The following is a 26,259-nucleotide window of genomic DNA, read 5'->3' on the forward strand; positions in this document are numbered from 1 at the left end:
AGCGTCACCGCCAATCCGAGAGGGGACCCGATCATGCGCTATCCACGCTGGGTGGTACTGAGCGACGGCAGTTGCCCGACCGAGGACATCTATTTCCTGGGGTCGGCGGCACCCTGGCTGCAGGCTCGGGGCGTCGAGGTCAGGCGTATCGACACCAGCTACTGGCGTCTGCCGATCATGTGCATGCCGTGGCTGGTGGGCGAGATGCGCCACGCCCATGTCCTGGTCTGCCGTTCGCTCAACACTTACTGGCTCTCCTGGCTGGAGGCCAACCGGGGGCGGCTGGCGACGATCCGCTACCTGGTCGACGACGACATCCCGGCGGCGGCCGAAGATGCTCGTCTGCCGGCGAGCTACCGTCGGCGCATGCGCCATGTCGCCACGCATCTGCAGCCGCGACTTTTCGCGCTGGCCGACGAGGTGATCGCCAGCAGCGCCGCGCTGGGCCAGCAGCTACGCCGCCACCATCGCACGGTGGCGGTGCTGACACCGCCATTGATCGGCGAGCCGGTGGCGTTCACGCCGCCGCCGGCGCTGACGCGGATCGGCTTCTACGGCTCGCGCGCGCATCTGGGCGATCTCGAGGCGATCACCCCGGCGCTGGTGGCGCTGCACCAGCGGCATCGCGATCTCTCCTTCGAGATCATGCTCGGCGAGCACACGCCGCGGGCACTGCAGGGGCTGGCCCGGGTACAGACGCCGCGGGCGTTGAACTGGCGCGCCTTCCAGCGCTACCGCGGGCAGCACAGCGCCGATATCGGACTGACGCCGATGGTCGATACGCCGTTCAATGCCGGCAAGTCGCACATCAAGTTTCTCGATAACGCGCTGATGGGGAGTGTAGGTATCTACAGCCGCTGCTCGCCCTATCGCGACGTGGTCGAGGATGGTGTCGACGGATTGCTGGTGGAGAACGACGAGGTGGCCTGGTGCGAGGCGGTGCAGCGACTGGTACAGCAGCCCGGCGAGGCGCGGGCGATGGCCCGCCGCGCCGCGCGCAAGGCGCGTGAACTGGGCGACCCGGCACATGCGCGGGCGTTCTGGTGGGCACGGCGCTGACACGCCACGGCTGGCGCTGAGTGGGGCATCGACAAGAGACCGCCCGCCCGGGGAGATCCGGGCGGGCGGTTGGCGTTTCAGGGCTGAGTGTCGCTGAGTGTCAGGGTTGAGTGTCAGAGCGGATGCCAGGGCCGGGCGGCAGCTCGGAGGCAGCGGTGCGCAAGGCCGCCGGGGCGGTTCAGGAGGCAACCCGGGCGTGGGAGGCGTGGAGCAGGCGCTCGATCGGTGAGATGTTCGCGGTGAGCCGTTCGGTGGCCTCCATTACCGCACGATCACGGCCGGCGCTGGCGTGGAAGTCGCCCTCGATCTGCGTGGCGTGGATCAGCACCCGGCGGAAGGCGCGATAGAGATCGGCATCCGGCGCGTGCGGATAGCGCCAGAACAGCTCCAGATCGTCGCTCACCGCCAGCCCCGGCAGGCAGTAGTGGGCATCGCTGAGGGCGAACAGCGGACAGCCCTCGGCCAGGGCCAGGTGGGCTTCGGGTTCGCCTTGGCTGACCCAGCCACTGGCGTGGGGAAGCAGTCGCTCGAGCTGGGTGGGGGAGAGAAAGCCGAGACGTTCTCCCAGAGCCAGCTGCCGTGCCAGGCGTGACGCCCAGCGGCGCGGCGGGCGCCGATGGCGATCGGCAGCGGTCGGCAGCAGCAGCAGACGGCAGCGAGCCGGGGCGATCCGCACGAAGCCGGCGATCACGCGCTCGAGATGGCGGCGCTGAGGGGCGTTGTCGTCACGGCCCAACTGGCCGCCGGTAGAGAGAATGAAGAAGGGTGCCTGGCTGTCGGCAGCACCCCGTGCGGCGCGCGTCCCCTGCGGCGTTATGGCGGGCCAGAGCGGTAGGCGGTAGTCGGCGCTGGCCGCCACACTGGCGGGGGGACGCCGTGGGGTCAGCTGCGCGCCCAGCCGGTAGAGCGCCGGCAGCAGCGGCGCCAGGGCACCGGGAGCCGGCCAGGCACCCGGTGCGGGCGGCTCGTCGAGCCGCTCGGCGGCGGCGTGGAACCACCACGGGTCCCGCGGCAGCAGCGAACGCGCGCCGCTGCCTTCGCGCTCCAGCGTGACCCGCCCCGGCCCCAGATAGCCGTGATCGAAAAGATGATTGCGGATGCCGTAGCGCCGAGCGAGCGGGACCGCCAGATCATGTGCGGGCGAGTGCGCCTGGAACAGCACCTGGTCGGTCACGTGGTGCTGGCGCCACAGCTCGCCGAGCACGTGGGGCAGCATCGCCATGGGATGACGGAAGGTCAGCGCGTCGGGATGGTGCCAGTAGAGGCGCTCACCGAGATGGAAGTGCAGCTTGACCACGCGGTGCCCATCATCCAGCAGGCGCTGCGCCAGCTGGCTGAAGAAAGGGGAGGCGGGGCCTTCCAGGAACAGATAAGTGCGTTGGGGAAAGAACATGGCGGCGTATCCGGCGTGTCAGGGCCGGTGTGCGCATGCCCGTGATGATGCCCGTAATGAGCGTGCGGGAACGCGATGCCGGCGGGGTCTTCTGACTCTAGCGGCGGCGTTGCCCCGGGGCATGACCCGATCGCATGAATCTGACGCTGGCTTATGTCAGCGTTTTCGCCGCCCCCGGGCCGAGAGATCTCAGTCCTGAATGGCATGCGACGAGGCGTGGCGGGAGGAGAGGGCGCAAAGGGGGCCGAAACGCCAGGCGCCCCATACAGTGATGGGGCGCCTGGTGTTCATCGCTGCTCACCCGAACGGCGATCCTGACCGGAGAGCGGGTGCCGGGTTGCTCAGCTCGCCGGAGGCTTGCGCATCAGCTGAGCGTAGTCGAGCAGGATCTGTGAGGTCTCCTGCAGTTCGGCGCGATCGATCGGCTCGACGTCGTCGGCCTTGTCGCCTTTATCTTCCTTGCCGCCTTTGTCGCCCTTGTCACTGGTATCGGCTTCGGCGTCGCTATTCGCGGAGCGGTCACGGGCATCGACCCAGCTCTTCAGCGGCTCGAGACCCAGCGCGCGGCGACGCTGATTCTCCAGCGCCAGCTGCTCGGTCTCCTGGGCGTCCATCTCGCGTTTACGCTGTTCGGCGTTGAGGCTGATACTGGTCTGCTGCTCGCGTAGACGCTTGATCAACTGCGCCTGCTTCTCCAGATAGACGAAGTCCGGATCATTGGCGACGCGCTTGTCATGGCGGTCCTGCAGTGTCTCCAGGTAGCGCCAGGGCTGGCCGTAGAGCCGATACTGCACCGGACGCACGCGGTCCCAGGGCAGGGCGTTGTCGAGCGCACTCTCGCCGATCTCGTCGGGGTCGATCAGGCTGGGGAAGAGGATGTCGGGCTCGACGCCGCGGTTCTGGGTGCTCTCGCCGGAGATGCGGTAGAACTTGGCGCGGGTGAGCTTGATCTGGCCGTGGCTCAGGTCGCTCAGGGTCTGCACCGTCCCCTTGCCGAAGGTGCGGCTGCCGATCACCAGACCGCGGCCGTAATCCTGGATCGCGCCGGCGAAGATCTCCGAGGCCGAAGCGGAGAGGCGATTGACCAGGACCGCCAGCGGGCCGTCATAGGCGACGCCGGCATCGGTATCGCCATACAGGTTGATGCGGCCACGCGCATCGCGCACCTGCACCGTGGGGCCGCGGTCGATGAACAGCCCGATCATCGAGTTGGCTTCCTGCAGGGCGCCGCCGCCGTCATTGCGCAGATCGAGCACGATACCCTCGACGTTCTGCGCCTTGAGCTTGGCGATCTCCTTGGCCACGTCGCGGGTGGTGCTGCGGTAGTCGGTCTCGCCCGCCTGCCAGGCATCGAAGTCGACGTAGAAGGCAGGGACGGTGATGATCCCGATCTTGTGGGTTTCACCGTCACGCTGGACCTCCTCGACCTTGCTGTGGGCGGCCTGATCCTCGAGCTTGACCGTGTCGCGGGTGATCTGGACCTGCTGGGTGCGGGTGACGTCGACCGCCTTGGCCGGAATGATGTCGAGGCGCACGGTGGAGCCCTTGGGCCCGCGAATCAGTTCGACCACCTGATCCAGACGCATGCCGACCACGTTGACCATGTCGCCGTCGTTGCCCTGGCCGACTGCGACGATACGGTCCGCCGGCTGCAGCACGCCGCTCTTGTCCGCCGGCCCGCCGGGCACCAGGCTGGAGACCTTGACGTACTCGCCGTCGTTCTGCAGCAGTGCGCCGATCCCTTCGAGCGAGAGCCGCATCTGGATGTCGAACGACTCGCCCTGCTGCGGCGAGAGATACTCGGTATGCGGGTCGACGGTGCCGGTGACCGCAGCCATCAGCAGCACCAGCACGTCCTCGGCGTTGGTCTGGCGCACCCGGTTGAGCTGGTTGGTGTAGCGGTCGTGCAGCGTCTTCTGAATCTGCTTCGGCGTCTGGTCGTTGAGCGAGAGGGTCAGCGCGGCGTTCTCGAGGCGCTTGCTCCAGAGCGCGTCGAGGGCCTCCTCGCTGCCTGCCCAGGGCGAATCCTTGCGGTCGAGCGCCAGGCGCTCGTTACCGGTGTAGGTGTAGTCGATGCCCTGATCGACGCGTGACACCAGCCACTGCAGGCGTGCTTCGACACGCTCCTGGTAACGTGAATAGAAGGCATACACGCGGTCCAGATCGCCATCCTCGACGGCGTCGTCGAGCGTGGTATCGAGATCGCTGAAATCGTCGACGTCTCTCTGCAGCAGGTAGGCGCGCTGGTCGTCGAGCACGTCGAGCAGGCGCTTGAAGGCGCGCTTCGACCAGGCATCATCGAGGGTGACTTCGGCGTACGAGCCATACTGGATCGCCTCCGCCACTTCCGTCGCCGCCTGGCGCTGTGCATCGGTTGGGGTGGGACCGGCCAGCGCCACGACGCTCCATGCCAGCAGTAGCAAACACATGGCCGCGTGCCGAGCGGCGACAGTCAGGGTTATCAATGAAGCACTCCCGGTTTCCTGTACACTCTGTTCCCTTTAAGACTACCGGCTGTTCCCTTTAAGACCACCGGATCCATGAATCTTTTTCAGGTCCAAAATCCATTGTAGCAGTCGTATCGACTGCCTACCGACCGCCATTCGAGGAACCTCATGTCCGACCCCGCCGCCGCCGATGCCATTTCCGACAGCGCCGTCATCGATCGTCTGATCGACTTCCTCGCCCGCTCGCCCTCGCCTTGGCATGCCACGGCCAATCTCGCGAGCCAGCTGGAGGCCGCCGGTTACCGCCGGCTACGCGAGACCGACAGCTGGCAGCTGGTGCCGGGCGACAAGGTCTATGTCACGCGCAACGACAGCTCGCTGATCGCACTGCAGCTGCCCACCGCGCCACTACGGGCGCTGCGCATGGTCGGCGCGCACACCGACAGTCCGGCGCTCAGGCTCAAGCCGCAGCCGGCGGTGGTCAACAAGGGCTGGCTGCAACTGGGCGTGCAGGTCTACGGCGGGGCGCTGCTGGCGCCTTGGTTCGACCGTGATCTCGGACTCTCTGGCCGGGTGCATGTTCGTCGAGCCGACGGCCGACTGCAAGGGTTATTGATCAATGTTTCCCAACCCGTGGCGATCATCCCCAGTCTGGCGATCCATCTCGACCGCGAGGCCAACAGCGGCCGCGCCATGAACGCCCAGACACAGATGGCGCCGGTGTTTCTGCAGGGGGGCCAGGCGGAGGACGTGACGCGTCTACTGCAGCAGTGGATCGCCGCCGAACACGGCATCAATGACGCCGAGATCGTCGACTTCGAACTGGGGTTCCACGACGTGCAGCCGCCGGCGCGGGTCGGGATCGAGGGCGAACTGCTGGCCAGCGCCCGGCTCGACAATCTGCTCTCCTGCTTCATCGGCCTGGAGGCGCTGATCGGTTGCGATGGCAGCCAGGGCGCGGTGTTCGTCGCCAACGACCATGAGGAGGTCGGCAGCGCCAGCGCCTGCGGCGCCCAGGGGCCGTTTCTGGCCGACGTGCTGCGACGGGTCAACGCGGCGCTGGGCGAGGCCGGCGACGAGGGCTTCGTGCGCCTGATCCAGCGCTCGCTGATGATCTCCTGCGACAACGCCCATGCGCTGCACCCCAATTTCGCCGACAAGCACGACCCGCATCATGGTCCGGCGATCAACGGGGGGCCGGTGATCAAGGTCAACGCCAGCCAGCGCTACGCCACCAACAGCGCCACGGCGGCGCTGTTCCACGATCTCTGTCGCGAGGCCGACGTGCCGGTGCAGCAGTTCGTGACCCGTGCCGACATGGGCTGCGGCAGCACCATCGGACCGATCACCGCCACCGAGCTGGGTGTGCCCACGATCGATGTCGGCGTGCCGCAGTGGGGCATGCACTCGATCCGCGAGACCGCCGGTACCCGCGACCCCGGCTACCTGATCCGGGCGCTGACCGCGTTCTACAATCGGGCGGTGCTCGACCTGGCGCACGACGACTAGGCGGTGTCTGACACTGACTGTGTTCGCCCCTGGGGCGTTGGCAATCGGCGGGAGCGCCAGCTCGGCCCGTGGTCGCCGATTTTTGCCGTGGCGACGCGTTCTGGCCAGGCCATCGCGCGTCGACTTTTCAGATAAAGCCTGGGTCTTGTCCGATAACGGCCGCGCCGGCTGACAGGGATGCGGGCGTGGCAGCGAAGGAGAGTCTGACAGATGCCGATCCTCACAGTGCAGGAGGTGCGTTTCGCGCTGGCGGAGCGCTTCGCCATCTCGCGCGGTGCGCGCTGCGAGGCGCGGGTGGTGACGGTGAGTCTGAGCGATGGCGCCCACGTCGGCCGTGGCGAGTGCGTGCCTTATGCTCGCTATGGTGAGTCGGTCGCCAGTGTCATCGCCCAGATCGAGTCTCTGCGTACGGCTCTGGCCGCTGGGCTCGACCGCCATGCGCTGCAGACGCGACTGCCGGCTGGGGCGGCGCGCAACGCGCTGGACTGCGCACTGTGGGACCTTGAAGCCAAGCAGCGCGGCATGCCGGTCTGGGCGCTGGCCGGCCTGGCCCCGCCGCAGGCGCAGATGTGCGCCTATACGCTGTCGCTGGATACGCCGGCGGCGATGCGCGAGAAAGCCGCACGCCACGCCGAGCGCCCGCTGCTCAAGGTCAAGCTGGGCGGGGAGGGGGATCTCGAGCGGCTGCGCGCGGTGCGCCAGGGCGCGCCGCAGGTGCGGATCATCGTCGATGCCAACGAAGGCTGGGATCTGTCCACCTATCGGCAGCTTGGGCCGATGCTGGGCGAGCTCGGCATCGAGATGGTCGAGCAGCCGCTCCCTGCCTACGATGACGCGGCCTTGGCAGAGATTCCCCGGCCGCTGCCGGTGTGCGCCGACGAGGCGTGCCATGATCGCGGTTCGCTGGCGTCACTACAGGGGCGCTACGACATGATCAACATCAAGCTCGACAAGAGCGGCGGCTTGACCGAGGCGCTGGCCTTGCGTGAGCTGGCGAGCGCTGCGGGGCTGCGGATCATGGTCGGCTGCATGGTGGCCAGCTCGCTGGCGATGGCGCCGGCGCTGCTGGTTGCCCAGGGCGCCGAGATCGTCGATCTCGACGGGCCTCTGCTGCTGGCCCGGGATCGCGACCCGGGGCTGCGCTACGACGCCGCAGGGGTGCATCCCGCGGCGCCGGCCCTCTGGGGTTGAGTCGGTCTATCCGTGTCGCTATAGACAACACCGCGGCGCATACGAAAACGGCGCACACAGAGACGCCAAAGCCCANNTGGGCTTTGGCGTCTTGTCTGGTGGCTACGCCCTGATTCGAACAGGGGACCCCATCATTATGAGTGATGTGCTCTAACCAGCTGAGCTACGTAGCCGTCGCGGTCACGCTTGGTGAGTGACAACGGAGGCGAATACTAGCATAACCCGATGAAACGTCAACGCTTTTTTTGCACGAATCCGGCCGTCGGGCGGTGCCGGGGCGCTGCTGGCGCCCCGCTGGATGTCTTGCTCAGACGTTGAAGCGGAAGTGCATGACGTCGCCGTCCTGGACCACGTAGGCCTTGCCTTCCAGGCGCCACTTGCCCGCTTCCTTGGCGCCGTTCTCGCCGCCCAGGGAGACGAAATCGTCATAGCTGACCACTTCGGCGCGGATGAACCCCTTCTCGAAATCGGTGTGGATCACACCTGCCGCCTGCGGTGCGGTGGCGCCGACCTTGACCGTCCACGCCCGCACTTCCTTCACGCCCGCGGTGAAGTAGGTCTGCAGGCCCAGCAGGCCATAGCCGGCACGAATGACGCGATCGAGTCCGGGCTCCTGCATGCCCATCTCTTCGAGGAACATGGCCCGTTCCTCGTCCTCGAGTTCGGCGATTTCCGCTTCCAGCTTGTTGCACACCGGCACCACGACGGCATTTTCGCCGGCGGCGATCTGGCGCACCGTATCGAGATGGGGGTTGTTCTCGAAACCGTCCTCGTTGACGTTGGCGATGTACATCGTCGGCTTGAGGGTCAGGAATCCGAAACTGCGCAGCTGACGCTGTTCATCCTCGTCCAGGCCGAAGCTGCGCAGCGGCTGACCCTCGGCGAGATGGGGCTGGATGCGATCGAGAATCGCCTTGGTGGCGATCGCTTCCTTGTCGCCGCCCTTGACCACCCGGGTCAGGCGCTGGATCGAACGCTCCACCGCGTCGAGATCGGCCAGCGCGAGCTCGAGATTGATGGTCTCGATATCGGCGGTGGGGTCGACCTGGTTGGCGACGTGGATGACGTTGTCATCGTCGAAACAGCGTACCACGTGGGCGATCGCATCGGTCTCGCGGATGTTGGCCAGGAACTGGTTGCCCAGGCCCTCGCCCTTGGAGGCGCCCTCGACCAGGCCGGCGATATCGACGAACTCCATGGTCGTGGGTACGACCCTCTCCGGCTTGACGATCTCGGCCAGCTTGTCGAGCCGCGGGTCGGGCATCGGCACGATGCCGGTGTTCGGCTCGATGGTGCAGAAGGGGAAGTTCTCGGCGTCGATGCCGGAGCGTGTCAAGGCGTTGAAGAGCGTCGACTTGCCGACGTTGGGCAGACCGACGATGCCGCAGTTGAATCCCATGAGCGCTTCCTGGAAAGAGAGTTCGTGACGCGTGAAAGATCGCTATTCTACTCGACCCTTGGCGCCGGCGATAACACGCGCGTGGCGCGGTGCGGGCTGGCAGGGGCCGGGGTCAGGCGGAAAAGGCGTGCAGGCGATTCATCGCCCTGGCCCAGTTGCCGTCGAGGGCGTCGGGCAGGGTGACGACGATTTCGTCGAGCGCTGCGTCGATGGCGTCGCGCTCCGCCTTGCCGGGGCGGCCGAGCACATAGTTGGTCACCAGCTTGGCGCTGCCCGGGTGGCCGATGCCGACCCGCAGTCGATGAAAGCCGTTGTGGTTACCGAATGCACTGATGATGTCGCGTAGACCATTGTGGCCGCCATGACCGCCGCCGGTCTTGTAGCGCGCCGTACCCGGGGCGATGTCGAGCTCGTCGTGAGCCACGATCACCTCGTCCGGGGCAATCTTGAAGAACTGGCACAGCGCGGCCACGGAGGCACCGCTGCGGTTCATGAAGGTGGTGGGGTTGAGCAGGTGCAGATCGTGCCTGCCCAGATGGATCTTGGTATAGAGACCCAGAAACTTGCGCTCGGGACGCAGCGTCTGTGCTGCGTCCCGTGCGAGGCGCTCGACCAGCCAGGCGCCGGCATTGTGGCGGGTGTCTTCGTACTCCGATCCGGGGTTGCCGAGACCGATGATCGCTTTCACGTCGCCCATGCCGTCGCCTGCTCCGATCTTGCGGTGAAGCTTACGCTTCGTCTTTCGGTTCGCCGTCTTCGTCGACGCCTTCACCGGCCACTTCGTCGTCACGCGCCACGGTCGGGTGGGTCACGCTGACCACACCGGAGTCGTGCTCTTCGCCGTGGCTCAGCTCGACCAGGGTCACACCTTCCGGCAGCTTGAGGTCGGAAAGGTGGATGGTCTCGCCGAGGCCCAGGTTGGCGATGTCGACTTCGAGGTATTCCGGCAGCTTGGACGGCAGGCAGCTGATCTGGACGTCGTTGTTGAGCACGTGGATCACGCCGCCTTCGTCCTTGACGCCCTTGCAGTTCTCTTCGTTGAGGAAGTGCAGCGGGACGTTCAGGGTCAGCTCGTGGGTCGCATCGACGCGCATGAAGTCAGCGTGGGTCACCAGGGCCTTGTACGGGTGGCGCTGGAGATCACGGATGACGACCTGCTCGCTCTTGCCGTCGATCTGGATATCGATGATCGAGGAGAAGAAGGCTTCGTCTTCGATCGCCTTGTAGAAGGCCGGCTTGTCGATGGTGATCGGCTGCGGGGCGGCTTCGCCACCGTAGATGATCGCGGCGACCTGTTCGTTCTTGCGGCGCAGGCGGCGGCTCGCACCTTTCCCCAGCTCCGTACGAACATTGGCTGTCAGGGTGTAATGGGACATGAGTTGTCACCTCTATCGATAGAAAAGGAGTACGGCACCGCCCGCGACCAGGCCGTGCCGTCTCCATTGGCGCGACTGCCATCACGGCAGTCGCCTGTGTGTCGGCGCGCGTTCCCGCCCGGGATGACCCGGTTCAGTGGAACATCGCGCTGACGGATTCCTCGTTGCTGACACGGCGAATGGCTTCGGCGATCAGGCCGGCGACCGTCAGCTGACGGATCTTGCCACTGCGACGTGCAGGTTCGGAGAGCGGTATGGTATCGGCAACCACGAGTTCGTCAAGCACCGAGCCACTAATATTGTCGACCGCGGGACCGGAGAGGATCGGGTGCGTGGCATAGGCGACCACCCGACGGGCACCGTGGCCCTTGAGCGCCTCGGCGGCCTTGCACAGGGTGCCGGCGGTGTCGACCATGTCGTCGACCACCACGCAGGTGCGGTCCTGGATATCACCGATGATGTGCATCACCTGGGCCTGGTTGGCCTGCGGGCGGCGCTTGTCGATGATCGCCAGGTCGACGTTGAGCTGCTTGGCGATGGCGCGTGCGCGCACCACGCCGCCGACGTCGGGGGAGACCACCACCAGGTCGTCGTAGTTCTGGCGCTCGATGTCGTCGAGCAGGATCGGCGAGCCGTAGACGTTGTCCACCGGCACGTCGAAGAAGCCCTGGATCTGATCGGCGTGCAGGTCCATGGTCATGACGCGGTCGACGCCGGCCTTGACCATCATGTCGGCGACCACCTTGGCCGAGATCGGCACGCGCGCCGAGCGCACGCGGCGATCCTGGCGCGCATAGCCGAAGTAGGGCACGACGGCGGTGATTCGGGTTGCCGAGGCGCGGCGCAGCGCGTCGACCATCAGAATCAGCTCCATCAGGTTGTCGTTGGTCGGTGCGCAGGTCGACTGCAGGATGAAGACGTCCTTGCCGCGTACGTTCTCATTGATCTCGACGGCGATCTCACCGTCGCTGAACTGGCCGACCGTGGCGTGGCCGAGCCGGTTGTCGAGGCACTCGGCCACTTTCGCCGCCAGCGCAGCGTTGGCGTTACCGGTGAAAACCATCAATTTAGACACGCGCGGCCACCTTTGAGAGCTGTTTGAAGGTCAGTTGGGACATTCGATTGGAGCAGAGACGGGCAAGACCGCAGGGGGAAGACGGGGTCTGACAGGGCGTGCCGAGAAACCGGCGGCATGACGCCACGAGCACCGATACCAGACGCGGGAGGCGCAGGGCGGCAATCACGAGACGACAGGAAAAGCAGCAGCAACGCCGGTAGGGAAGTCGTGTGGGCAGAGTGGCCATCGCGTCCCGGGTTCCGTATGCAGGCTTGCAAAAAGTCAAGGAAGTGGCTGGGGTACCAGGATTCGAACCTGGGAATGCCGGTACCAGAAACCGGTGCCTTACCACTTGGCGATACCCCAGCAATCGTCGGCAGCGCATATTATGCGTAAAAGCGCCGACCGTTGGCTAGCCGTGGACAAAAAACCACGCTCATGGGCGCTTGGGGCATGAGAACCCTGCACCGTGGCGCGTGACTTTCATCGTCAGGCCGTCGCGATCTCCAGGGCGTGATGCAGCGGTGAGCGAGCCACGCCGCGGGCCTTGAAGATCTGCCACCCTTCGGGTGCATCGGCGATGACCGCATCGGCCGAGGCTTCATCCGCGAAGGAGCAGAAGACGCAGGCGCCGGTCCCGGTGAGGAGCGCATCAGCATGGCCGGAAAGCCAGGCGAGGGCGCGATCGACCTCGGGATAGAGCGCGCGGACGACGCTTTCGCAGTCGTTGCGCCACACCGTCTCGGGGGTGGCCCCGTCGAGTGCGAGGCGCATACTAATGGTGGCGCTGTCACGTGTCAAACCGGGATGGCCAAAGACCGCCGCGGTGGAGACCGCCACCCCCGGATGGATCACCACGAACCAGCGCTCGGCCAGTGCCACCGGCACCAGGCGTTCTCCCACGCCCTCGGCCCAGGCGCTGTCGCCGCGCACGAACACCGGCACGTCGGCGCCCAGGCTGAGCCCCAGCGCGGCGAGGCGCTCGTGCCCCAGATCCAGGTGCCACAGACGATCCAGCGCAACCAGGGTGGTGGCCGCATCGGAGCTGCCGCCACCCAGCCCACCGCCCAGCGGCAGGCGCTTGTCGAGCACGATGTCGGCGCCGGCACGGCAGCCGGTCTCGCGCTGCAGCAGGCGCGCCGCGCGCACGATCAGATTCTCCTCCAGCTCGACCCCGGTCAGCGCCGGGCCCAGGGTGATGACGCCGTCGTCGCGCGGGGTGAAGCTGAGGGTGTCGCCGTAGTCGAGCAGTTGGAACAGCGTCTGCAGCTCGTGGTAGCCGTCGGCGCGCCGTCCGGTGATGCGCAGCAGCAGATTGAGCTTGGCCGGAGCCGGCAGGACCCAGGGCGTCATGGCGCGGTGTCCGCCTGCCCGGGTTGCCATTCGTTGACTACCAGCAGGGCGCGAATATCGTCATAGGTCATGACCAGGCGTCGTGGCAGCCATAGCCCACCGGCGTAGGTCCAGTCGCGGTAGGCGATGGTCCAGCCGGCCTGACGCAGCTGCGCCGGGAAGCCGAGGTCATCGCGGGTCTCGTCGTGGGCTGCGCCCGGTGCCGGCAGGCCACGTACCCAGTAGTCGAGCGCCGAGATCGGCAGCGACCAGCCGAGCTGCTGCTGCATCAGCGCTTCCGGCGAGCTGGCGCGGAAGGAGCCATCGCCGGTGGTCAGCTTGACCGCCCCGGCGCGGCCCTCGAGCACACTGCGTCCGGTGCCGAAGGGGCCGCTGATGAGCATGCGATAGTGCTGCGGCGTCTGGGTCCAGTCGAGGTTGGCGCCGGTGTTGTCACGTGGCGTGCGCAGGCCCACCTTGCCTGCCAGGGTCCAGGTGTCGAGCGCTTCGAGCCGGGCCTGCTGGCGCTGCCAGTCGTCGGCCTGGCGCGGCGCGCTGGGCGCGGTGGTCTGGCCGGCACAGCCCGCCAGCCACAGGCTCAGGGCGGCAGCGCCCAGCAGCCGCCAGTGGCGTGGCGCGCACGCCGAGAGAGTGAACGGGGTCGCACGTGAAGCTCTGGGCCGGTCAGTGGCCGGGAACGCTGGTGTCATCGGGACGTCCTGTCGAATCCGAAGCGGGTGAAGGGGTCAAACGGGGGTAGCGGCTGAGCAGCGCGTCGATATCCGGGTGGCTGTCGCTGGCGGCGATGGTGCGCGCGACGAGCGCTCTTGCCTCGTCGTCGCGCCCCTTGGCGGCGAGCACCTCGGCCAGGTGTGCGGCGACTTCCTGATCGGGCTGGCCGGCGTAGGCGCGGCGCAGGTAGCCCAGCGCCTTGTCGGTGTCGCCGCGCTTGAAGTGGACCCAGCCGAGGCTGTCGAGGATCGCCGGGTTCTGCGGTTCCAGCTGGTGCGCACGCTGGATCAGGCCGAAGGCCTCGTCGTAGCGATCGCTCGAGGTGGCGAGCGTATAGCCGAGGGCATTGAGCGCAGCGGCGTTGTCCGGCTCGCGGGCAATGATGCCGCGCAGGGTAGCGATCATGGCATCCACATCGCCCTGGGCGAAGTCGCGCATCGCCCGAGTGTAGAGCAGGTCACTGTTGTCGGGATCGCGTTTCAGACTGTCGGCGAGCAGGGCGTCGGCGCGCTCGCCGTCGCCGGCAGCGTCCAGCGCCTGCAGGCCTATCTGGGTCAGCAGTGCACGCTGGCGCGAATGGCGCAGGCTCTCGATGCGCACGAAGTCCTCGGCGTCGTCGAGGCGCCCGGCCGCGACCAGCATCTGTGTCGCCAGCGCCCGGGACTCGGCGAAGCCTGGCCCCGGCGGCACCTGGCGATAGTAGAGCAGGGCGTTGTCGGGCTCGTCCTGGGATTCGGCGATGGTGCCGAGCAGCAGATAGGCGGCCGGCGGCGTGGCGTCGCGGTCGAGCAGCGGCAGCAGTAGCCGTTTCGCCGGGTCGAGGGCGCCCGCCTCGAGATAGAGCTGAGCCAGCCCCAGACGCAGGCTGGGGGCGTCGTCGTGCTCGGCCAGCAGCCGGTTCACCTGAGTCTCGGCGGCATCGAGATCGCCGGCGGCGATCTCGGCCTGGGCCAGGGCCAGCACGAAGCGGGCGTCGTCCGGGGCCAGGGCCTGACCGCGCCGGGCCAGATCCGCGGCCTGGGCATTGTCGCCGGCTTCGAGGGCGATCTGGGCGCGGGTCAGCCACAGCAGCGGTTCGGCGGCGTGCGTTCGGGTCAGCCGGGCCAGACGTTGCTGGGCCACATCGGCGTCGCCGCTGGCGGCTTCCAGCCGTGCGGTGGCCAGCTGGGCGTCGAGCTGTGTCGGGTGCGTGGCAAGAAACGTCTGCAACTGGTCGCGCAGCGGTGCCAACGGGGTGCGCGCCTCGATCGCCAGCTCGATCAGTTCGAGCAGGCGCGCCGGCTGACCGTCGCGGGCCAGCTCGAGGCGGTGGCGCAGCGCCCCCGTCCAGTCTCCGCGATCGATGGCGATGCCCGAGAGGAGCTCTTCCGGGGCACTGTCGTCAGGGGCGTACTGCTGCCAGAGTGAGGCGGTAGTGGCGAGCAGGGCGGTATCGTCGGTGTAGCGTGCGGCGAGCGTGGCGCGCTCTGCCAGCGCCGCGCTGCGATAGCGTTCGGCTGCGGCCAGATAACCGGTGGCCGCGCGATGGAAGTCGCCACGCTGCCCGGCCATCTCCGACAGCAGCACCTGCGAAAGACCTGCGGCGTCGAAACCGCGGGTGATCGGCGGTGCCGAGGCCATGGGGTCGTCAGCGGGGGCGGCGGGGTCGGCCGACATGCTTTGACAGCCGGCCAGCAGGGCCGCGCAGCCGGCGGCGTATAACAGACGTTTGGGCATGCCGTCCTCGGGATCAGTCGATCGACTCAGCATAACGGCTGGCGGTCGCGGGTCAATCTCGGCGCATCGCCCTGGTGCGAGGGCGTGCAGCAATGACGCAGGGGCGCACGGACGGGTTGCCTGCTAAGTGTCTTTAGGCTGTGCTAAAATGGCGCGGCCGTCGATGGCCGTGGGCAGGATATGCCGCAGTGCGGTAAGCGCGCGGGCCGCGACCTGACATCGCCGGATCCGCTCACCCGCCCGCTTGCCTGAGACGACAGGTGGCGATGGCGCCTCGACCCTTGCAAGATTTTTGACCGTGATTTCATGACGCTGCTAGCTCTGGGTATCAATCACAAGACCGCCGCTGTCGACGTGCGCGAGCGCGTCGCCTTTTCGCCGGCGCAGCTCGAATCCGCGCTGACTCAGCTGCGGGCGCTGCCTGACGTGCGCGAAGCGGCGGTGTTGTCGACCTGCAACCGCACCGAGCTCTACTGCATCACCGTGGACGACGGCGAGCGTCAACTGGTGGAGTGGCTCGGCGACTTCCATGGCATGCCGGCGAAGGATCTGTTGAGCTGCGCCTACCACTACCATGAGCGCGAGGCCGCCCGTCATCTGATGCGGGTCGCTGCGGGTCTCGATTCGATGGTGCTGGGCGAGCCGCAGATTCTCGGCCAGCTCAAGGATGCCTATCAGATCGCACGGCAGCACGCCGGGCTCGGCAGCGAGCTGGAGCGGCTGTTCCAGCAGACCTTCTCGATTGCCAAGCAGGTGCGGACCGAGACCTCGATCGGCGAGAACCCGGTGTCGGTGGCCTACGCCGCGGTCAGCCTGGCGAGTCGCATCTTCGATGACTTCGGCCGGGCCCGGGCGCTGCTGATCGGCGCCGGCGAGACCATCGAGCTGGTCGCGCGGCATCTGCGCGAGGCGGGCATCATGGGACTGACCGTGGCCAACCGCACCCTGCCGCGGGCGCAGGCGCTGGCCGAGACCTGCGGTGCCCGGGCGATCGAGCTCAGCGACATCCCCCATGCGCTGGAACAGGCGGACATCGTCATCGCCTCCACCGCCAGCGAGCTGCCGATTCTGGGCAAGGGCATGGTCGAGCGCGCGCTCAAGGTGCGGCGCCACCGGCCCATGTTCATGGTCGACATCGCGGTGCCGCGCGACATCGAGCCGGAGGTGGGCGATCTCGCCGATGTCTTCCTCTACAGCGTCGACGATCTGCAGCAGGTGATCGCCGAAAATCGGCGTCATCGGGAGGTGGCGGCGCGTCAGGCCGAGGCGCTGATCGACCACGGCGTGGAGCAGTGGCTGCACGAGCGCCGGGTGCGCGGTGCCGGCGATCTGATCCGGCGCTACCGTCAGCACGGCGAGTCGCTGCGCGAGGTTGCCGAGCGCGAGGCGCTGGCCCAACTGGCCCGCGGTGAAGACCCGGAAGCGGTGATCAAGCGCCTCTCGCATCAGCTCGCCAACAAGCTGATGCACGGCCCCACGCTGCGCCTGCGCGAAGCCTCCGGGCAGTCCCGCCACGACATCATCCAGGCCGCCGACAGCTTGCTCGTCGGCGCCCCCGCCACGACACAGGACTCGGTATGAAAATACAGGGATGGGCATGAAAGCGTCTTTGCGCGAACGACTGGACGCCTTCCGTGAACGTTTCGAAGAACTCTCCGCGCTGCTCTCCGAGCCCGACGTGATCGCCGATCAGCCGCGCTTTCGCGACTACTCCCGCGAGTACGCCGAACTCGAGCCGCTGGTCGAGGCCTGGCGCGACTACTGCCGCACCGAGGGCGATATCGAGGCGGCGGAGCAGATGCTCAAGGACAGCGACCCCGAGATGCGCGAGCTGGCCGAGGAGGAGTGGCACGCCGGCCGTGCCAGCCTCTCCGCCCAGGAGGAGGCGCTCAAGCGCCTGCTGGTGCCCAAGGATCCGGACGATGGCAGCGACGTCTTCCTCGAGATCCGTGCCGGTACCGGCGGTGACGAGGCCGCACTCTTCGCCGGCGATCTGTTCCGGATGTACTCGCGCTATGCCGAGCGCCGCGGCTGGCGTATCGAGGTGGTCAGCGCCAGCCACGGCGAGCAGGGCGGTTACAAGGAGCTGATCGCCCGGGTCAAGGGCGACAGCGTCTACGCTGTGCTCAAGTTCGAGTCCGGCGCGCACCGCGTGCAGCGGGTCCCGGCGACCGAGTCCCAGGGGCGCATCCACACCTCTGCCTGCACCGTGGCGGTGATGCCGGAGGCCGACGCGGTCGGTGAGGTCGATATCAACACCAACGATCTGCGCGTGGATACCTTCCGCTCCAGCGGTGCCGGCGGTCAGCACGTCAACACCACCGACTCGGCGATCCGCATCACCCACCTGCCCACCGGGCTGGTGGTGGAGTGCCAGGAAGAGCGCAGTCAGCACAAGAACCGGGCCAAGGCGATGTCGCTGCTGGCCGCCCGGCTCAAGCAGGCAGCGGTCGACTCCCAGCGCCAGCAGCAGGCCGATACCCGGCGCTCGCTGGTGGGCTCGGGGGATCGCAGCGAGCGTATCCGTACCTACAACTTTCCCCAGGGGCGGCTCACCGACCACCGTATCAATCTGACGCTCTACAAGCTGGGCGAGGTGATGGGGGGCGATCTCGACGAGGTGGTGCAGCCGCTGGTCAACGAGTATCAGGCCGACCAGCTGGCAGCACTGCAGGGCGAGGCGTGACCGCCGACGAGGCGCTGCGTCAGGCAGCCCAGCGCCTGAGCGCCTCGCCCAGCGCTCGCCTGGATGCCGAAGTGTTGCTGATGCACGCCCACGGGGTGGATCGCACCTGGCTCTACACCTGGGGAGATCGCGAGCTGCCGGCGGCGAGCAAGATGCGCTTCGAGGTGCTGGTCGAACGCCGCGCGGCGGGCTGGCCGGTCGCCTATCTGACCGGGCGGCGCGAATTCTGGGGGCTCGAGCTGGATACCTCGCCGGCCACGCTGATCCCGCGTCCGGATACCGAGCGACTGGTCGAGGCAGCGCTGGAGGTGGCCACGGCAGCGCAGGGCGCGCTGCTCGATCTCGGCACCGGTACCGGCGCGATCGCGCTCGCCTTCGCCAGCGAGCGCCCCGATTGGCGGGTTCTGGGGGCCGATGTCGAGCCCCAGGCGGTGGCGCTGGCCAGCGCCAATGCGGCGCGCCTGGGGCTGAACAATGCGCGCTTCGTCACCAGCGACTGGTTTGACGCGCTGGCCGGGGAGCGCTTCGCGATCATCGTCTCCAATCCGCCCTATATCGATGCCGATGATCCCCATCTCGGTCGGGATGATGTGCGCTTCGAGCCGCGCCGGGCGCTGGTTGCCGCCGACGCCGGCCTGGCCGATCTGCGCGCACTGGTGGCAAGCGCCCCGGATCATCTCGAGCCCGGTGGCTGGCTATGGCTGGAGCACGGCTATACCCAGGCAGGCGCGGTGCGTGCGCTGCTCAGCGCCGCGGGCTACGGCGAGATCACGTCGCTCACCGACCTGGGTGGCCACGATCGGGTCAGCGGTGGCCGCTGGGGCTGAAACCCGACGGCAAGCCGGGGAGGACGCGCCAGCCTCCATCCACCCGACCTCCATCCACCCGACCTCCATCCACCCGGCCTCTATTCCCCACTCGCCATTCCCCCACTCTCCATTCCCTATACCTATCTCCGACCGCTGCTGATACAGCGTTTCCTCAAGTCCTGCGCGCGCCTGGAGCTGGCATGTGACATCGTGTTAGTAATAGTGCCCCCTTACCCGTAAGCACCGTTGGCTGGCGTTGCCATCTCGGATGGCTGGGCATGCTGGCTGTCGCCGTGTGCGGCGGGTGGGGAATCGTCACTCATACTGCCACCGGCTTGGAACAACGACAGCAAATGAAAGCCAAATCACGATCGCTGGATCGGATCGATCTCAACATTCTGCGCTGCCTGCAGGAGAATGCGCGCATCTCCTACGTCGACCTGGCGGCCCAGGTGGGGCTCTCCACCACGCCCTGCCTGGAGCGGGTCAAACGTCTGGAGAAAGCGGGCATCATTCGCGGCTACAAGGCGGTGCTCGACCCCGGCGCGCTGCGCGCCAAGCTGCTGGTGTTCGTCGAGATCAGCCTGAACACGCAGTCACCCGCGGTGTTCGACGAGTTTCGCCGCGCGGTGGCCAAGCTGCCGCAGATCCAGGAGTGTCATCTCGTTTCCGGGCAGTTCGACTACATTCTCAAGTGCCGTATTCCCGAGATGTCGGCCTATCGTCAGTTGCTGGGCGATGTGGTGCTGACCCTGCCCGGCGTGAAAGAATCCAAGAGCTACGTGGTCATGGAAGAGGTCAAGGAGGAGCTGGCATTGCCGATCCCCGACCTCGACCGGCTGGAAGAGAAGTAGCCCGTCCGCTGGCGCGGTACGGGCGCCAAGGGACGAACGATGAACGATGAAGCACTGCTGCGTTACAGCCGCCATATCATGCTCGACGAGATCGACATCGAGGGGCAGCAGCGCCTGCTCGATGCCCATGTGCTGATCGTGGGGGCCGGCGGGCTGGGGTCGCCGGCGGCGCTCTACCTGGCCAGCGCCGGGGTCGGGCGGTTGAGCATCGCCGATGACGACCACGTCGAACTCTCCAACCTGCAGCGTCAGATCGCGCATACCCAGGCCAGTCTGGGCGAGTCCAAGGCGCATTCGGCGTGCGCCGCGGCGCGCGCGCTCAATCCAGACTGCGAGGCGGTCCCGATGACGGCGCGGTTGAGCGGCGAAACGCTCGCCGCGGCGGTCGCCGAGGCCGACCTGGTGCTCGACTGCACCGACCGCTTCAGCAGCCGCTTCGCCATCAACCGCGCCTGCGTGGCGAGCCGTACGCCGCTGATCAGTGGCGCCGCGATCCGCTTCTCGGGCCAGCTGGCAGTGTTCGACCAGGCCGACGACAGCCCCTGCTACGCCTGCCTCTACGGCGAGCAGGGCGATGACGAGGCGCTGAGCTGCGCCGAGAGCGGCGTCATCGCACCGCTGGTCGGGGTGATCGGTAGCTTCCAGGCGCTGGAAGCGCTCAAGTGGCTGAGTGGCGCCGGCCGCCCGCACCGCGGGCTCTCCACCTTCGATGCGTTGAACGGCGAGTGGCGCCACTTCTCGCTGCCGCGGGACCCGGCCTGCCCGGTCTGCGGGCCGCGCTGACGGTCAGGCCGGGATTCAGCGGTTGGGCAGCGTCAGCGCACCGAGCCAGCGCTCGACCTCGGCGCTGTCCGCCGGACGCGCGAGATAGCGGCCGAGGAAGCGACGCCAGGTGGCACTGCGCCACTGCGGCAGGCGGCGGGCGAATACCTCGAGATCGCGGCGCTTCTCGCGTCTGGCATTGAGCAGCGGACGTGACTTTTCCAGGTCGATGAAGCGGGCTTCGAAGCCGCTGGCCGCCTCTGCCGACGGGCGCAGGAAGACGTGCTTGGCGTAGAGGCTGCCGTGGCGCCAGCGGCGGCGGTGCAGGGTACCGAGCAGGTCGGCGCAGGTGTCGACGATGGCGTCCCGGGTGGCTGGCTCGAGGGTCTCCCAGTGGGCGTGATGCTCGATCATGTCGGTGTAGCCGCTCAGCGCCGGGGTTACCAGGATCGCCTGCCAGCGTCCGTCGCGGCGGCGCTCTTCGAAGTAGGCGCTCTCCAGTGCCGGAATGCCGAGACGGTGAAAGGCGGCGATATTGCGCGCCTCGCGGGCAAAGGTGGGCTCACCCCAGGGGCGGCTTAGACTGCGGCCGAGATGGTTGGTCTGGCGCTTGAGAAAGAAGTCCCGCGGCGGCAGGCCGGGGGCTTCCAGCGTCATGCGGCACACCTCCGAGTGGCCCCCACGTTCCAGGTTGGGGGCGTCCACCGGCGTCAGCGACAGCGACCAGAGGGCGTCGAAGTCGGTCAGCTCGTTGGCGGCGAAGTAGGGGCGGGCGTCGGCGGAGAGGAAGCGTTTCACGGGCGTTCTCTAACTTGTGGCCAGGGCGGAGCGTGGTATCGTCGATGGCTGACGACGCTACCTTACGCCTCGCGATTTCATCCGATCTTAACATTTCGTTTAAGCCGAGCTTAATCTTTCATGCGCCCGGACTCAGTCGTGTGTCCGGCGTGAGTGGTGTAGTAGAAGTGCATCCTGCACCCGAACCCCTGTATGGGTTTCGGTGTCCGGATCGCGTAGCGGCTCTGGCCGCCCCCCTTTCCACTGGTGGAGTTCGATGTCCCGATGACAGCCCAGACCACGGCCCAGGCGCCGCTTTCCTACTACCGGGCGAGTCGCCAGGTCGATCTCGCCCCCGCCGCGCCGCTCCGGGGGGAGGTCAAGGCGGATGTCTGCGTGATCGGTGGTGGCGTCACCGGCTGTTCGGCGGCGCTGCATCTGGCCGAGCGCGGCTACCGGGTGGTGCTGCTCGAAGCGGGGGAGATCGGTCATGGCGCGTCGGGGCGCAGCGGCGGCCAGATTCTGCCTGGCTTCGGTACCGAGATGCCGGTGATCGACAAGGCGGTGGGGCGCGATGCGGCGCGTCGGCTGTGGGCGATGAGCTGCGAGGCGGTGCGTCTGACCCAGACACTGATCGAGACCCACGCGATTCCCTGCGATCTGCGCTGGGGCTACGTGCATGCGGCGGTCAAGCCGCGCCACCTGAGTGCGATGCGCGAGCACGCCGACTACATGGCGCGAACCTTCGACTACCACGGCGAGCAGTGGCTCGATCGCGAGGCGCTGGCCGCCCACGTGCGCACCCCGCGCTATCTGGGCGGTCTTTACGATGCCGGTGGCGGTCACCTGCACCCGCTCAACTACACCCTGGGGCTGGCCCGCGCTGCCCAGGACGCCGGGGCCGAGCTGCATCCCGGCAGCCGCGCCCTCGACGTGATCCAGGGCGACAGGCCGCGGGTCGCCACCGCGGCTGGCGAGGTGCGCTGCGACGCGGTGGTGGTCGCCGGCAATGCCTATCTGGGCAACCTGGTACCGGCGCTGACCGGACGCATCATGCGGGTGGCCAACTACATCATCGCCACCGAGCCGCTGGGCGAGACGCGCGCGGCGAGCCTGCTGCCCACCGATGCCGCGGTCTCGGATGCCAACTTCGTGCTCGACTACTACCGTCTCTCCGCCGACCGACGCCTGCTCTACGGCGGCGAGGTGAGCTATACCGGGCGCGAGCCGCGCGGGCTCGATCGGCGCATGCGTGACAAGATGCAGGCGCTGTTTCCGGCGCTGCGCGGCGTCGGCATCGACTATCGCTGGGGCGGCGATGTCGGCATCACCCTGAATCGTGCCCCCGACCTGGGCCGGATCGGCCACAATCTCTACTACGCCCAGGGCTACTCCGGGCATGGCATGGCCCTGGCCGGCCTCGCCGGTCAGATCCTGGCCGAGGCGATCGGCGGGCAGTTCGAACGTTTCGACGACTTCGCCGCCATCCGCCATCGCCACTTCCCCGGTGGCGAGCGTTGGCGAGTGCCGCTGCTGGCGCTGGCGACGACCTTTTATCGACTGCGCGACCGCCTTTGAGTCGCTGTCCCTGAGCGAGCGCGGGTCTTGTCAGCGCTTGCCCGGGTTGCTGCGGTAGTCGCGGATCATCCGGTGCAGCACGTGCATCAGCCTTGCCGCGCCGGGGGAGAGACGGCGCTCGCGCAGGCTGATCAGGCCGTAGGGCTGGACGCTCAGCGCCTCGGGCAAGGGCAGGGTGGCGAAGCGCGGCTGGGCACAGAGCAGCTCGGCGACCTCCTGGGTCGTCACCGTGATCGCCTCCGACTTGTCGACCATCGCCAGTGCCATGTAGATGTCCGGCGTGTTGATGATGCGCTCGGGGGGCGCGACGCCGAAGTGCAGAAACAGATGTTCCACCCGCTGGCGCATGAGTGAGCCGGTCGGCTGCAGCACCCAGGGGTAGTCGCGCATAGCGGTCAGGGTCGGTATCTCGACTCTTGTCAGCGGATGGTCGTGGCGGCAGATGAAGCAGAGCGCCTCCTCGCCGATCTCCTCGAACACGAAGTCGCCTGCGGGCAGGGCGCTGGGGATGCGCGCGATGGCGAAATCGAATTCGCCGTCGCGCAGTCGCGGCACCAGATTGTGGCTGACGTCGACATCGATGTTGACCTGCAGGTGCGGGCTGTCACGGTGTACGCGCTCGACTGCGCTGGCGAGCAGGGTGACCGCCGGTGCCAGCACCGTGCCCACCGATACCGTACCGGCGTTGCCGGCGCTGAAGGCGTTGAGCTCGTCGCCGGCCTGGGCCAGCGAGGTGAACATGCTGCGGGCGTGGCGGATCAGGATCTCGCCGTACCAGTTGGGCGTCACGCCGCGGGCGTGGCGCTCGAACAGACTGACCCCGAGCTGCCCTTCGATATCGCCCAGGAGCTTGGAGGCGGCGGGCTGGCTCATGCCCAGCTGTGCCGCCGCGCGATGCAGGTTGCGGCACTCGTCGAGCGTCACGAACAGCTGCAGGTGGCGGAACTTGAGCCGTGCTTTCAGGAACCAGTCGGCGGGCAGCGGGGCCTCGGGTCGGGATTTCATGCGCTGGGTGATGCCTCCATTCGACGTTTTACCGATAGCGATCGCGGTCTGGCACAGGCTCAATCGGCGCGACAACCCGTCGGCGGCCCCGGTCGCCGCGGATTCCCTCTGCCAAAAGAGTCCCAGTCCCCATGTCCTTGCCTGCCAACATCCAGCGCAGTGATTTCGGCACCCTGCCCGATGGGCGCCCGGTCAGCTGCTATCGGATCACCAATGCCAGCGGCATCGAGCTGCGGGTGACCGACTACGGCGGCATCATCCTCTCGCTGAAGACACCGGATCGCCAGGGGCGATTCGACGACATCGTGCTCGGCTTCGATTCGCTGGCCGATTATCTCTCGCCGGCCTACCGTCAGGCCAACCCCTACTTTGGTGCCCTGATCGGACGCTACGCCAATCGTATCGGCGGCGCCGAGTTCAGTCTGGAGGGCCAGCGCTACCGGCTGGCCAGCAATGACGGCGCCAACTCGCTGCATGGCGGCGACCCGGGATTCGACCGCTGTCTGTGGCAGGCTGACACCTTCGTCGAAGCCCGCGGCAGTGGCCTGATACTGAGCCGTGTCAGCGACGATGGCGAGGCGGGCTATCCGGGGCGGCTGAGTGTGCGGGTCCGCTATCTGCTGGGCGATGACGACAGCCTCAAGATCGCCTATCACGCCGAAACCACGCGAGCGACCCCGGTCAATCTGACCCAGCACAGCTACTTCAACCTGCGCGGCGAGGGCAGCGGTGATGTGCTCGACCACCGCCTGATGCTGGCGGCAAGCGCCTTTACCCCGGTCGATGAGCAGCTGATTCCCCGCGGCGAGATCGCGCCGGTGGCCGGGACACCCTTCGATTTCACCACGCCGACGGCGATCGGTGCACGGCTTGCGCAGCACCACCCGCAGTTGGTTCGGGCCGGCGGCTATGACCACAATTTCGTACTCGATGGCGACGAGGCCGATAACCAGGGTCTCAGAGTCGCTGCGCAGGTGATCGAGGCCGAGAGTGGCCGGGTGCTCGAGGTTGCCACCAGCGAGCCGGGCATCCAGTTCTACGCTGGCAACGCCCTCGATGGCACGCTGAGAGGGAAGGCTGGCCAGCCCTACCGGCGGCATGCCGGGCTGGCACTGGAGACCCAGCACTTCCCCGATTCGCCCCATCAACCCGCTTTCCCCGGCACCATCCTGCAGCCGGGAGAGGTCTATCGCTCGCGCACCCGCTATCGCTTCTCCTGCCTCGCCGCTTCCGACTGACACCTCGCGTCCCGTGTCACTGGTTCGTCCGGCGTGGAACGGCGACTCATCCGAGGCGGGGCTTTCCGGGGTTAGTTGACGCTGTTAACGAAAGTCTCGGAAGACTTTAGTCTGGCGCCATCGAGCCGCTACCGGTGGCGGCCCCGCGCTGTACCTCAGGTCTCTCTCGTTGGATATCCATTTGCGTATCGCAAATTGGGCTCCTCGTTATTAGTTGGTTATTGCGGCAGCGCTTATCGTCGAGCGCGTATGGCGCCGGCTCCCGGCGCGCCAATAACGATAACCACGCGCCCACGAGGGCAGGGGGAGAGTCGCATGAATCGCAAGGTCATACCGTCGTTGCTGGCGCTGGGCGTCAGCCTGAGCCTGTGTCTCACGCCGGCGCTGGCGCAGGACGAGGTCAAGATCGGCTTTATCGTCAAGAAGCCGGAGCAGGCGTGGTTCATCAATGAGCAGGATGCGGCGACCAAGCTCGGCCAGGAGAAGGGCTTCAAGGTGGTGCGGCTGTCCGGCGAGGATGGTCAGCAGGTGCTGAGTGCGATCGACAATCTCAATTCCCAGGGGGCGCAGGGCTTCGTGATCTGTCCGCCGGACGTGCGCCTGGGACCGGCGATCGCCAACCGCGCCAAGCAGTACGGCATGAAGGTGGTGACCGTGGACGACCAGTTCCTGGGCGCCGATGGCAAGCCGATGGCGGACGTGCCCCATCTGGGCATGTCGGGCTACAAGATCGGGCGTCAGGTAGGCGAGGCGATCGCCGCCGAGATGCAGCGGCGCGGCTGGGACCCGCAGCAGGTCGCGGCGCTGCGGATCAGTAACAACGAGCTGCCCACCGCCAAGGCGCGCACCGACGGCGCCACCGATGCGCTGCTCGATGCCGGCTTCGTCGAGCAGAACATCTTCGATGCGCCGCAGCAGAATACCGACACCAGCAGCGCCTTCGCCGCCGCCTCGCCGGTGTTCTCCAAGAACGGGCGTTTCGAGCACTGGGTGATCTATGCCCTCAACGAGGAGAGCGTGCTCGGCGGCGTGCGGGCCAGCGAGCAGTACGGCCTCTCTCCGGATCAGGTGATCGGCGTGGGGATCAACGGTTCGGGAGCGGCCTTCGCCGAGTTCTCGCGCCAGAAGCCGACCGGCTTCTACGGCACCGTGGCGGTGAGTTCGACCATGCATGGGCGTCAGAGCGCCGACAATCTCTATACCTGGATCACCCAGGACAAGAAACCCCCGGCCAATACCGAGACCACCGGCACGCTGATGACCCGCGACAACTGGCAGCAGGTGCGCGAGGACCTGGGGCTCTGAGCGCGTGACGCGGCGGTGCCGCCAGGCGCCGCCG

The 26,259-nt window shown here is 67.3% G+C and carries 22 protein-coding genes and 2 tRNA genes; 11 read left to right on the forward strand and 13 right to left on the reverse strand.

The genetic code is table 11. The annotated features are described in order from the left end of the window. Positions 1 to 33 precede the first annotated feature (33 nt). Positions 34 to 1,059, forward strand: coding sequence for a glycosyltransferase (locus DOM67_RS14990; RefSeq protein WP_110677361.1), 1,026 nt, complete (start codon positions 34 to 36; stop codon positions 1,057 to 1,059). 178 nt (positions 1,060 to 1,237) lie between these two features. On the opposite strand, the gene DOM67_RS14995 is transcribed toward DOM67_RS14990, so the two are convergent. Both DOM67_RS14995 and DOM67_RS15000 read right to left on the reverse strand, forming a co-directional pair. Then, on the reverse strand, positions 1,238 to 2,452 hold the full coding sequence (locus DOM67_RS14995) for a hypothetical protein (protein WP_110677363.1): 1,215 nt from the start codon (positions 2,450 to 2,452) through the stop codon (positions 1,238 to 1,240). A 341-nt stretch (positions 2,453 to 2,793) separates the two neighbouring features. Further along, positions 2,794 to 4,881: a carboxy terminal-processing peptidase gene (locus DOM67_RS15000; protein ID WP_110677365.1), complete on the reverse strand. Its 2,088-nt coding sequence runs from the start codon at positions 4,879 to 4,881 to the stop codon at positions 2,794 to 2,796. Positions 4,882 to 5,067: 186 nt separating this feature from the next. Here DOM67_RS15000 and DOM67_RS15005 point away from each other — a divergent pair, with 186 nt between their 5' ends. Together DOM67_RS15005 and dgcA are read left to right on the forward strand one after the other, a co-directional pair. Then, on the forward strand, positions 5,068 to 6,408 hold the full coding sequence (locus tag DOM67_RS15005) for a M18 family aminopeptidase (protein ID WP_110677367.1): 1,341 nt from the start codon (positions 5,068 to 5,070) through the stop codon (positions 6,406 to 6,408). A gap of 210 nt (positions 6,409 to 6,618) precedes the next feature. Then, the gene (gene dgcA / locus DOM67_RS15010) at positions 6,619 to 7,599 is read left to right on the forward strand and encodes an N-acetyl-D-Glu racemase DgcA (protein ID WP_110677369.1); all 981 of its coding nucleotides are present in this window, start codon (positions 6,619 to 6,621) and stop codon (positions 7,597 to 7,599) included. 96 nt (positions 7,600 to 7,695) lie between these two features. Here the strand turns inward: dgcA and DOM67_RS15015 are convergent. The 9 genes from DOM67_RS15015 to DOM67_RS15055 all read right to left on the reverse strand — a co-directional run bounded on the left by DOM67_RS15015 (position 7,696) and on the right by DOM67_RS15055 (position 15,211). After that, a tRNA-Met gene (locus tag DOM67_RS15015) sits at positions 7,696 to 7,772 on the reverse strand. 134 nt (positions 7,773 to 7,906) lie between these two features. Then, positions 7,907 to 8,998, reverse strand: coding sequence for a redox-regulated ATPase YchF (gene ychF / locus DOM67_RS15020; RefSeq protein WP_110677371.1), 1,092 nt, complete (start codon positions 8,996 to 8,998; stop codon positions 7,907 to 7,909). Between the two features lie 112 nt (positions 8,999 to 9,110). Further along, positions 9,111 to 9,695 (reverse strand): aminoacyl-tRNA hydrolase, encoded by a 585-nt coding sequence (gene pth, locus DOM67_RS15025; protein WP_110677373.1) that lies wholly within the window; start codon positions 9,693 to 9,695, stop codon positions 9,111 to 9,113. A 31-nt stretch (positions 9,696 to 9,726) separates the two neighbouring features. Then, on the reverse strand, positions 9,727 to 10,374 hold the full coding sequence (locus tag DOM67_RS15030; protein ID WP_110677375.1) for a 50S ribosomal protein L25/general stress protein Ctc: 648 nt from the start codon (positions 10,372 to 10,374) through the stop codon (positions 9,727 to 9,729). A gap of 133 nt (positions 10,375 to 10,507) precedes the next feature. Continuing rightward, the gene (locus DOM67_RS15035; RefSeq protein WP_188115131.1) at positions 10,508 to 11,449 is read right to left on the reverse strand and encodes a ribose-phosphate pyrophosphokinase; all 942 of its coding nucleotides are present in this window, start codon (positions 11,447 to 11,449) and stop codon (positions 10,508 to 10,510) included. A 273-nt stretch (positions 11,450 to 11,722) separates the two neighbouring features. Next, positions 11,723 to 11,797, reverse strand: a tRNA-Gln gene (locus DOM67_RS15040). 123 nt (positions 11,798 to 11,920) lie between these two features. Continuing rightward, complete coding sequence (gene ispE, locus DOM67_RS15045; protein WP_110677382.1) at positions 11,921 to 12,784, reverse strand: 4-(cytidine 5'-diphospho)-2-C-methyl-D-erythritol kinase; 864 nt, start codon at positions 12,782 to 12,784, stop codon at positions 11,921 to 11,923. Beyond that, positions 12,781 to 13,473 (reverse strand): lipoprotein insertase outer membrane protein LolB, encoded by a 693-nt coding sequence (gene lolB, locus DOM67_RS15050; RefSeq protein ID WP_110677383.1) that lies wholly within the window; start codon positions 13,471 to 13,473, stop codon positions 12,781 to 12,783. Before lolB ends, ispE begins: the two co-directional genes overlap by 4 nt. Continuing rightward, positions 13,448 to 15,211, reverse strand: a complete 1,764-nt coding sequence (locus tag DOM67_RS15055) for a tetratricopeptide repeat protein (RefSeq protein ID WP_110677385.1) — start codon at positions 15,209 to 15,211, stop codon at positions 13,448 to 13,450. The genes lolB and DOM67_RS15055 overlap by 26 nt, the downstream gene beginning before the upstream one ends. A gap of 306 nt (positions 15,212 to 15,517) precedes the next feature. Between DOM67_RS15055 and hemA the strand changes: the two genes are divergently transcribed. The 5 genes from hemA to moeB all read left to right on the forward strand — a co-directional run bounded on the left by hemA (position 15,518) and on the right by moeB (position 20,343). Beyond that, complete coding sequence (gene hemA, locus DOM67_RS15060; RefSeq protein ID WP_110677392.1) at positions 15,518 to 16,792, forward strand: glutamyl-tRNA reductase; 1,275 nt, start codon at positions 15,518 to 15,520, stop codon at positions 16,790 to 16,792. Between the two features lie 16 nt (positions 16,793 to 16,808). Beyond that, complete coding sequence (gene prfA, locus DOM67_RS15065; protein WP_110677989.1) at positions 16,809 to 17,897, forward strand: peptide chain release factor 1; 1,089 nt, start codon at positions 16,809 to 16,811, stop codon at positions 17,895 to 17,897. Beyond that, positions 17,894 to 18,724, forward strand: a complete 831-nt coding sequence (prmC, locus tag DOM67_RS15070) for a peptide chain release factor N(5)-glutamine methyltransferase (protein ID WP_110677394.1) — start codon at positions 17,894 to 17,896, stop codon at positions 18,722 to 18,724. Before prfA ends, prmC begins: the two co-directional genes overlap by 4 nt. A gap of 335 nt (positions 18,725 to 19,059) precedes the next feature. After that, positions 19,060 to 19,560 carry an Lrp/AsnC ligand binding domain-containing protein gene (locus tag DOM67_RS15075; protein WP_110677396.1) on the forward strand — a complete coding sequence of 167 codons (501 nt, stop codon included), beginning with the start codon at positions 19,060 to 19,062 and terminating at the stop codon, positions 19,558 to 19,560. Between the two features lie 39 nt (positions 19,561 to 19,599). Further along, complete coding sequence (gene moeB, locus DOM67_RS15080; RefSeq protein WP_110677398.1) at positions 19,600 to 20,343, forward strand: molybdopterin-synthase adenylyltransferase MoeB; 744 nt, start codon at positions 19,600 to 19,602, stop codon at positions 20,341 to 20,343. A 15-nt stretch (positions 20,344 to 20,358) separates the two neighbouring features. On the opposite strand, the gene DOM67_RS15085 is transcribed toward moeB, so the two are convergent. After that, complete coding sequence (locus tag DOM67_RS15085) at positions 20,359 to 21,120, reverse strand: lipopolysaccharide kinase InaA family protein (protein WP_110677400.1); 762 nt, start codon at positions 21,118 to 21,120, stop codon at positions 20,359 to 20,361. 264 nt (positions 21,121 to 21,384) lie between these two features. Between DOM67_RS15085 and DOM67_RS15090 the strand changes: the two genes are divergently transcribed. Then, entirely contained in the window at positions 21,385 to 22,677 is a 1,293-nt protein-coding gene (locus DOM67_RS15090; RefSeq protein WP_110677402.1) for an FAD-binding oxidoreductase, read from the forward strand. Between the two features lie 30 nt (positions 22,678 to 22,707). Here the strand turns inward: DOM67_RS15090 and DOM67_RS15095 are convergent, their stop codons facing one another. Continuing rightward, on the reverse strand, positions 22,708 to 23,682 hold the full coding sequence (locus DOM67_RS15095; protein WP_110677404.1) for a LysR family transcriptional regulator: 975 nt from the start codon (positions 23,680 to 23,682) through the stop codon (positions 22,708 to 22,710). A 131-nt stretch (positions 23,683 to 23,813) separates the two neighbouring features. Between DOM67_RS15095 and DOM67_RS15100 the strand changes: the two genes are divergently transcribed. After that, entirely contained in the window at positions 23,814 to 24,920 is a 1,107-nt protein-coding gene (locus DOM67_RS15100) for an aldose epimerase family protein (protein ID WP_110677406.1), read from the forward strand. Positions 24,921 to 25,235: 315 nt separating this feature from the next. Beyond that, positions 25,236 to 26,225, forward strand: a complete 990-nt coding sequence (locus DOM67_RS15105) for an arabinose ABC transporter substrate-binding protein (RefSeq protein ID WP_110677408.1) — start codon at positions 25,236 to 25,238, stop codon at positions 26,223 to 26,225. The last annotated feature ends 34 nt before the right edge of the window (positions 26,226 to 26,259 follow it).

The organism is Salinicola sp. RZ23 (assembly GCF_003206675.1).
GTDB lineage: Bacteria > Pseudomonadota > Gammaproteobacteria > Pseudomonadales > Halomonadaceae > Salinicola > Salinicola endophyticus.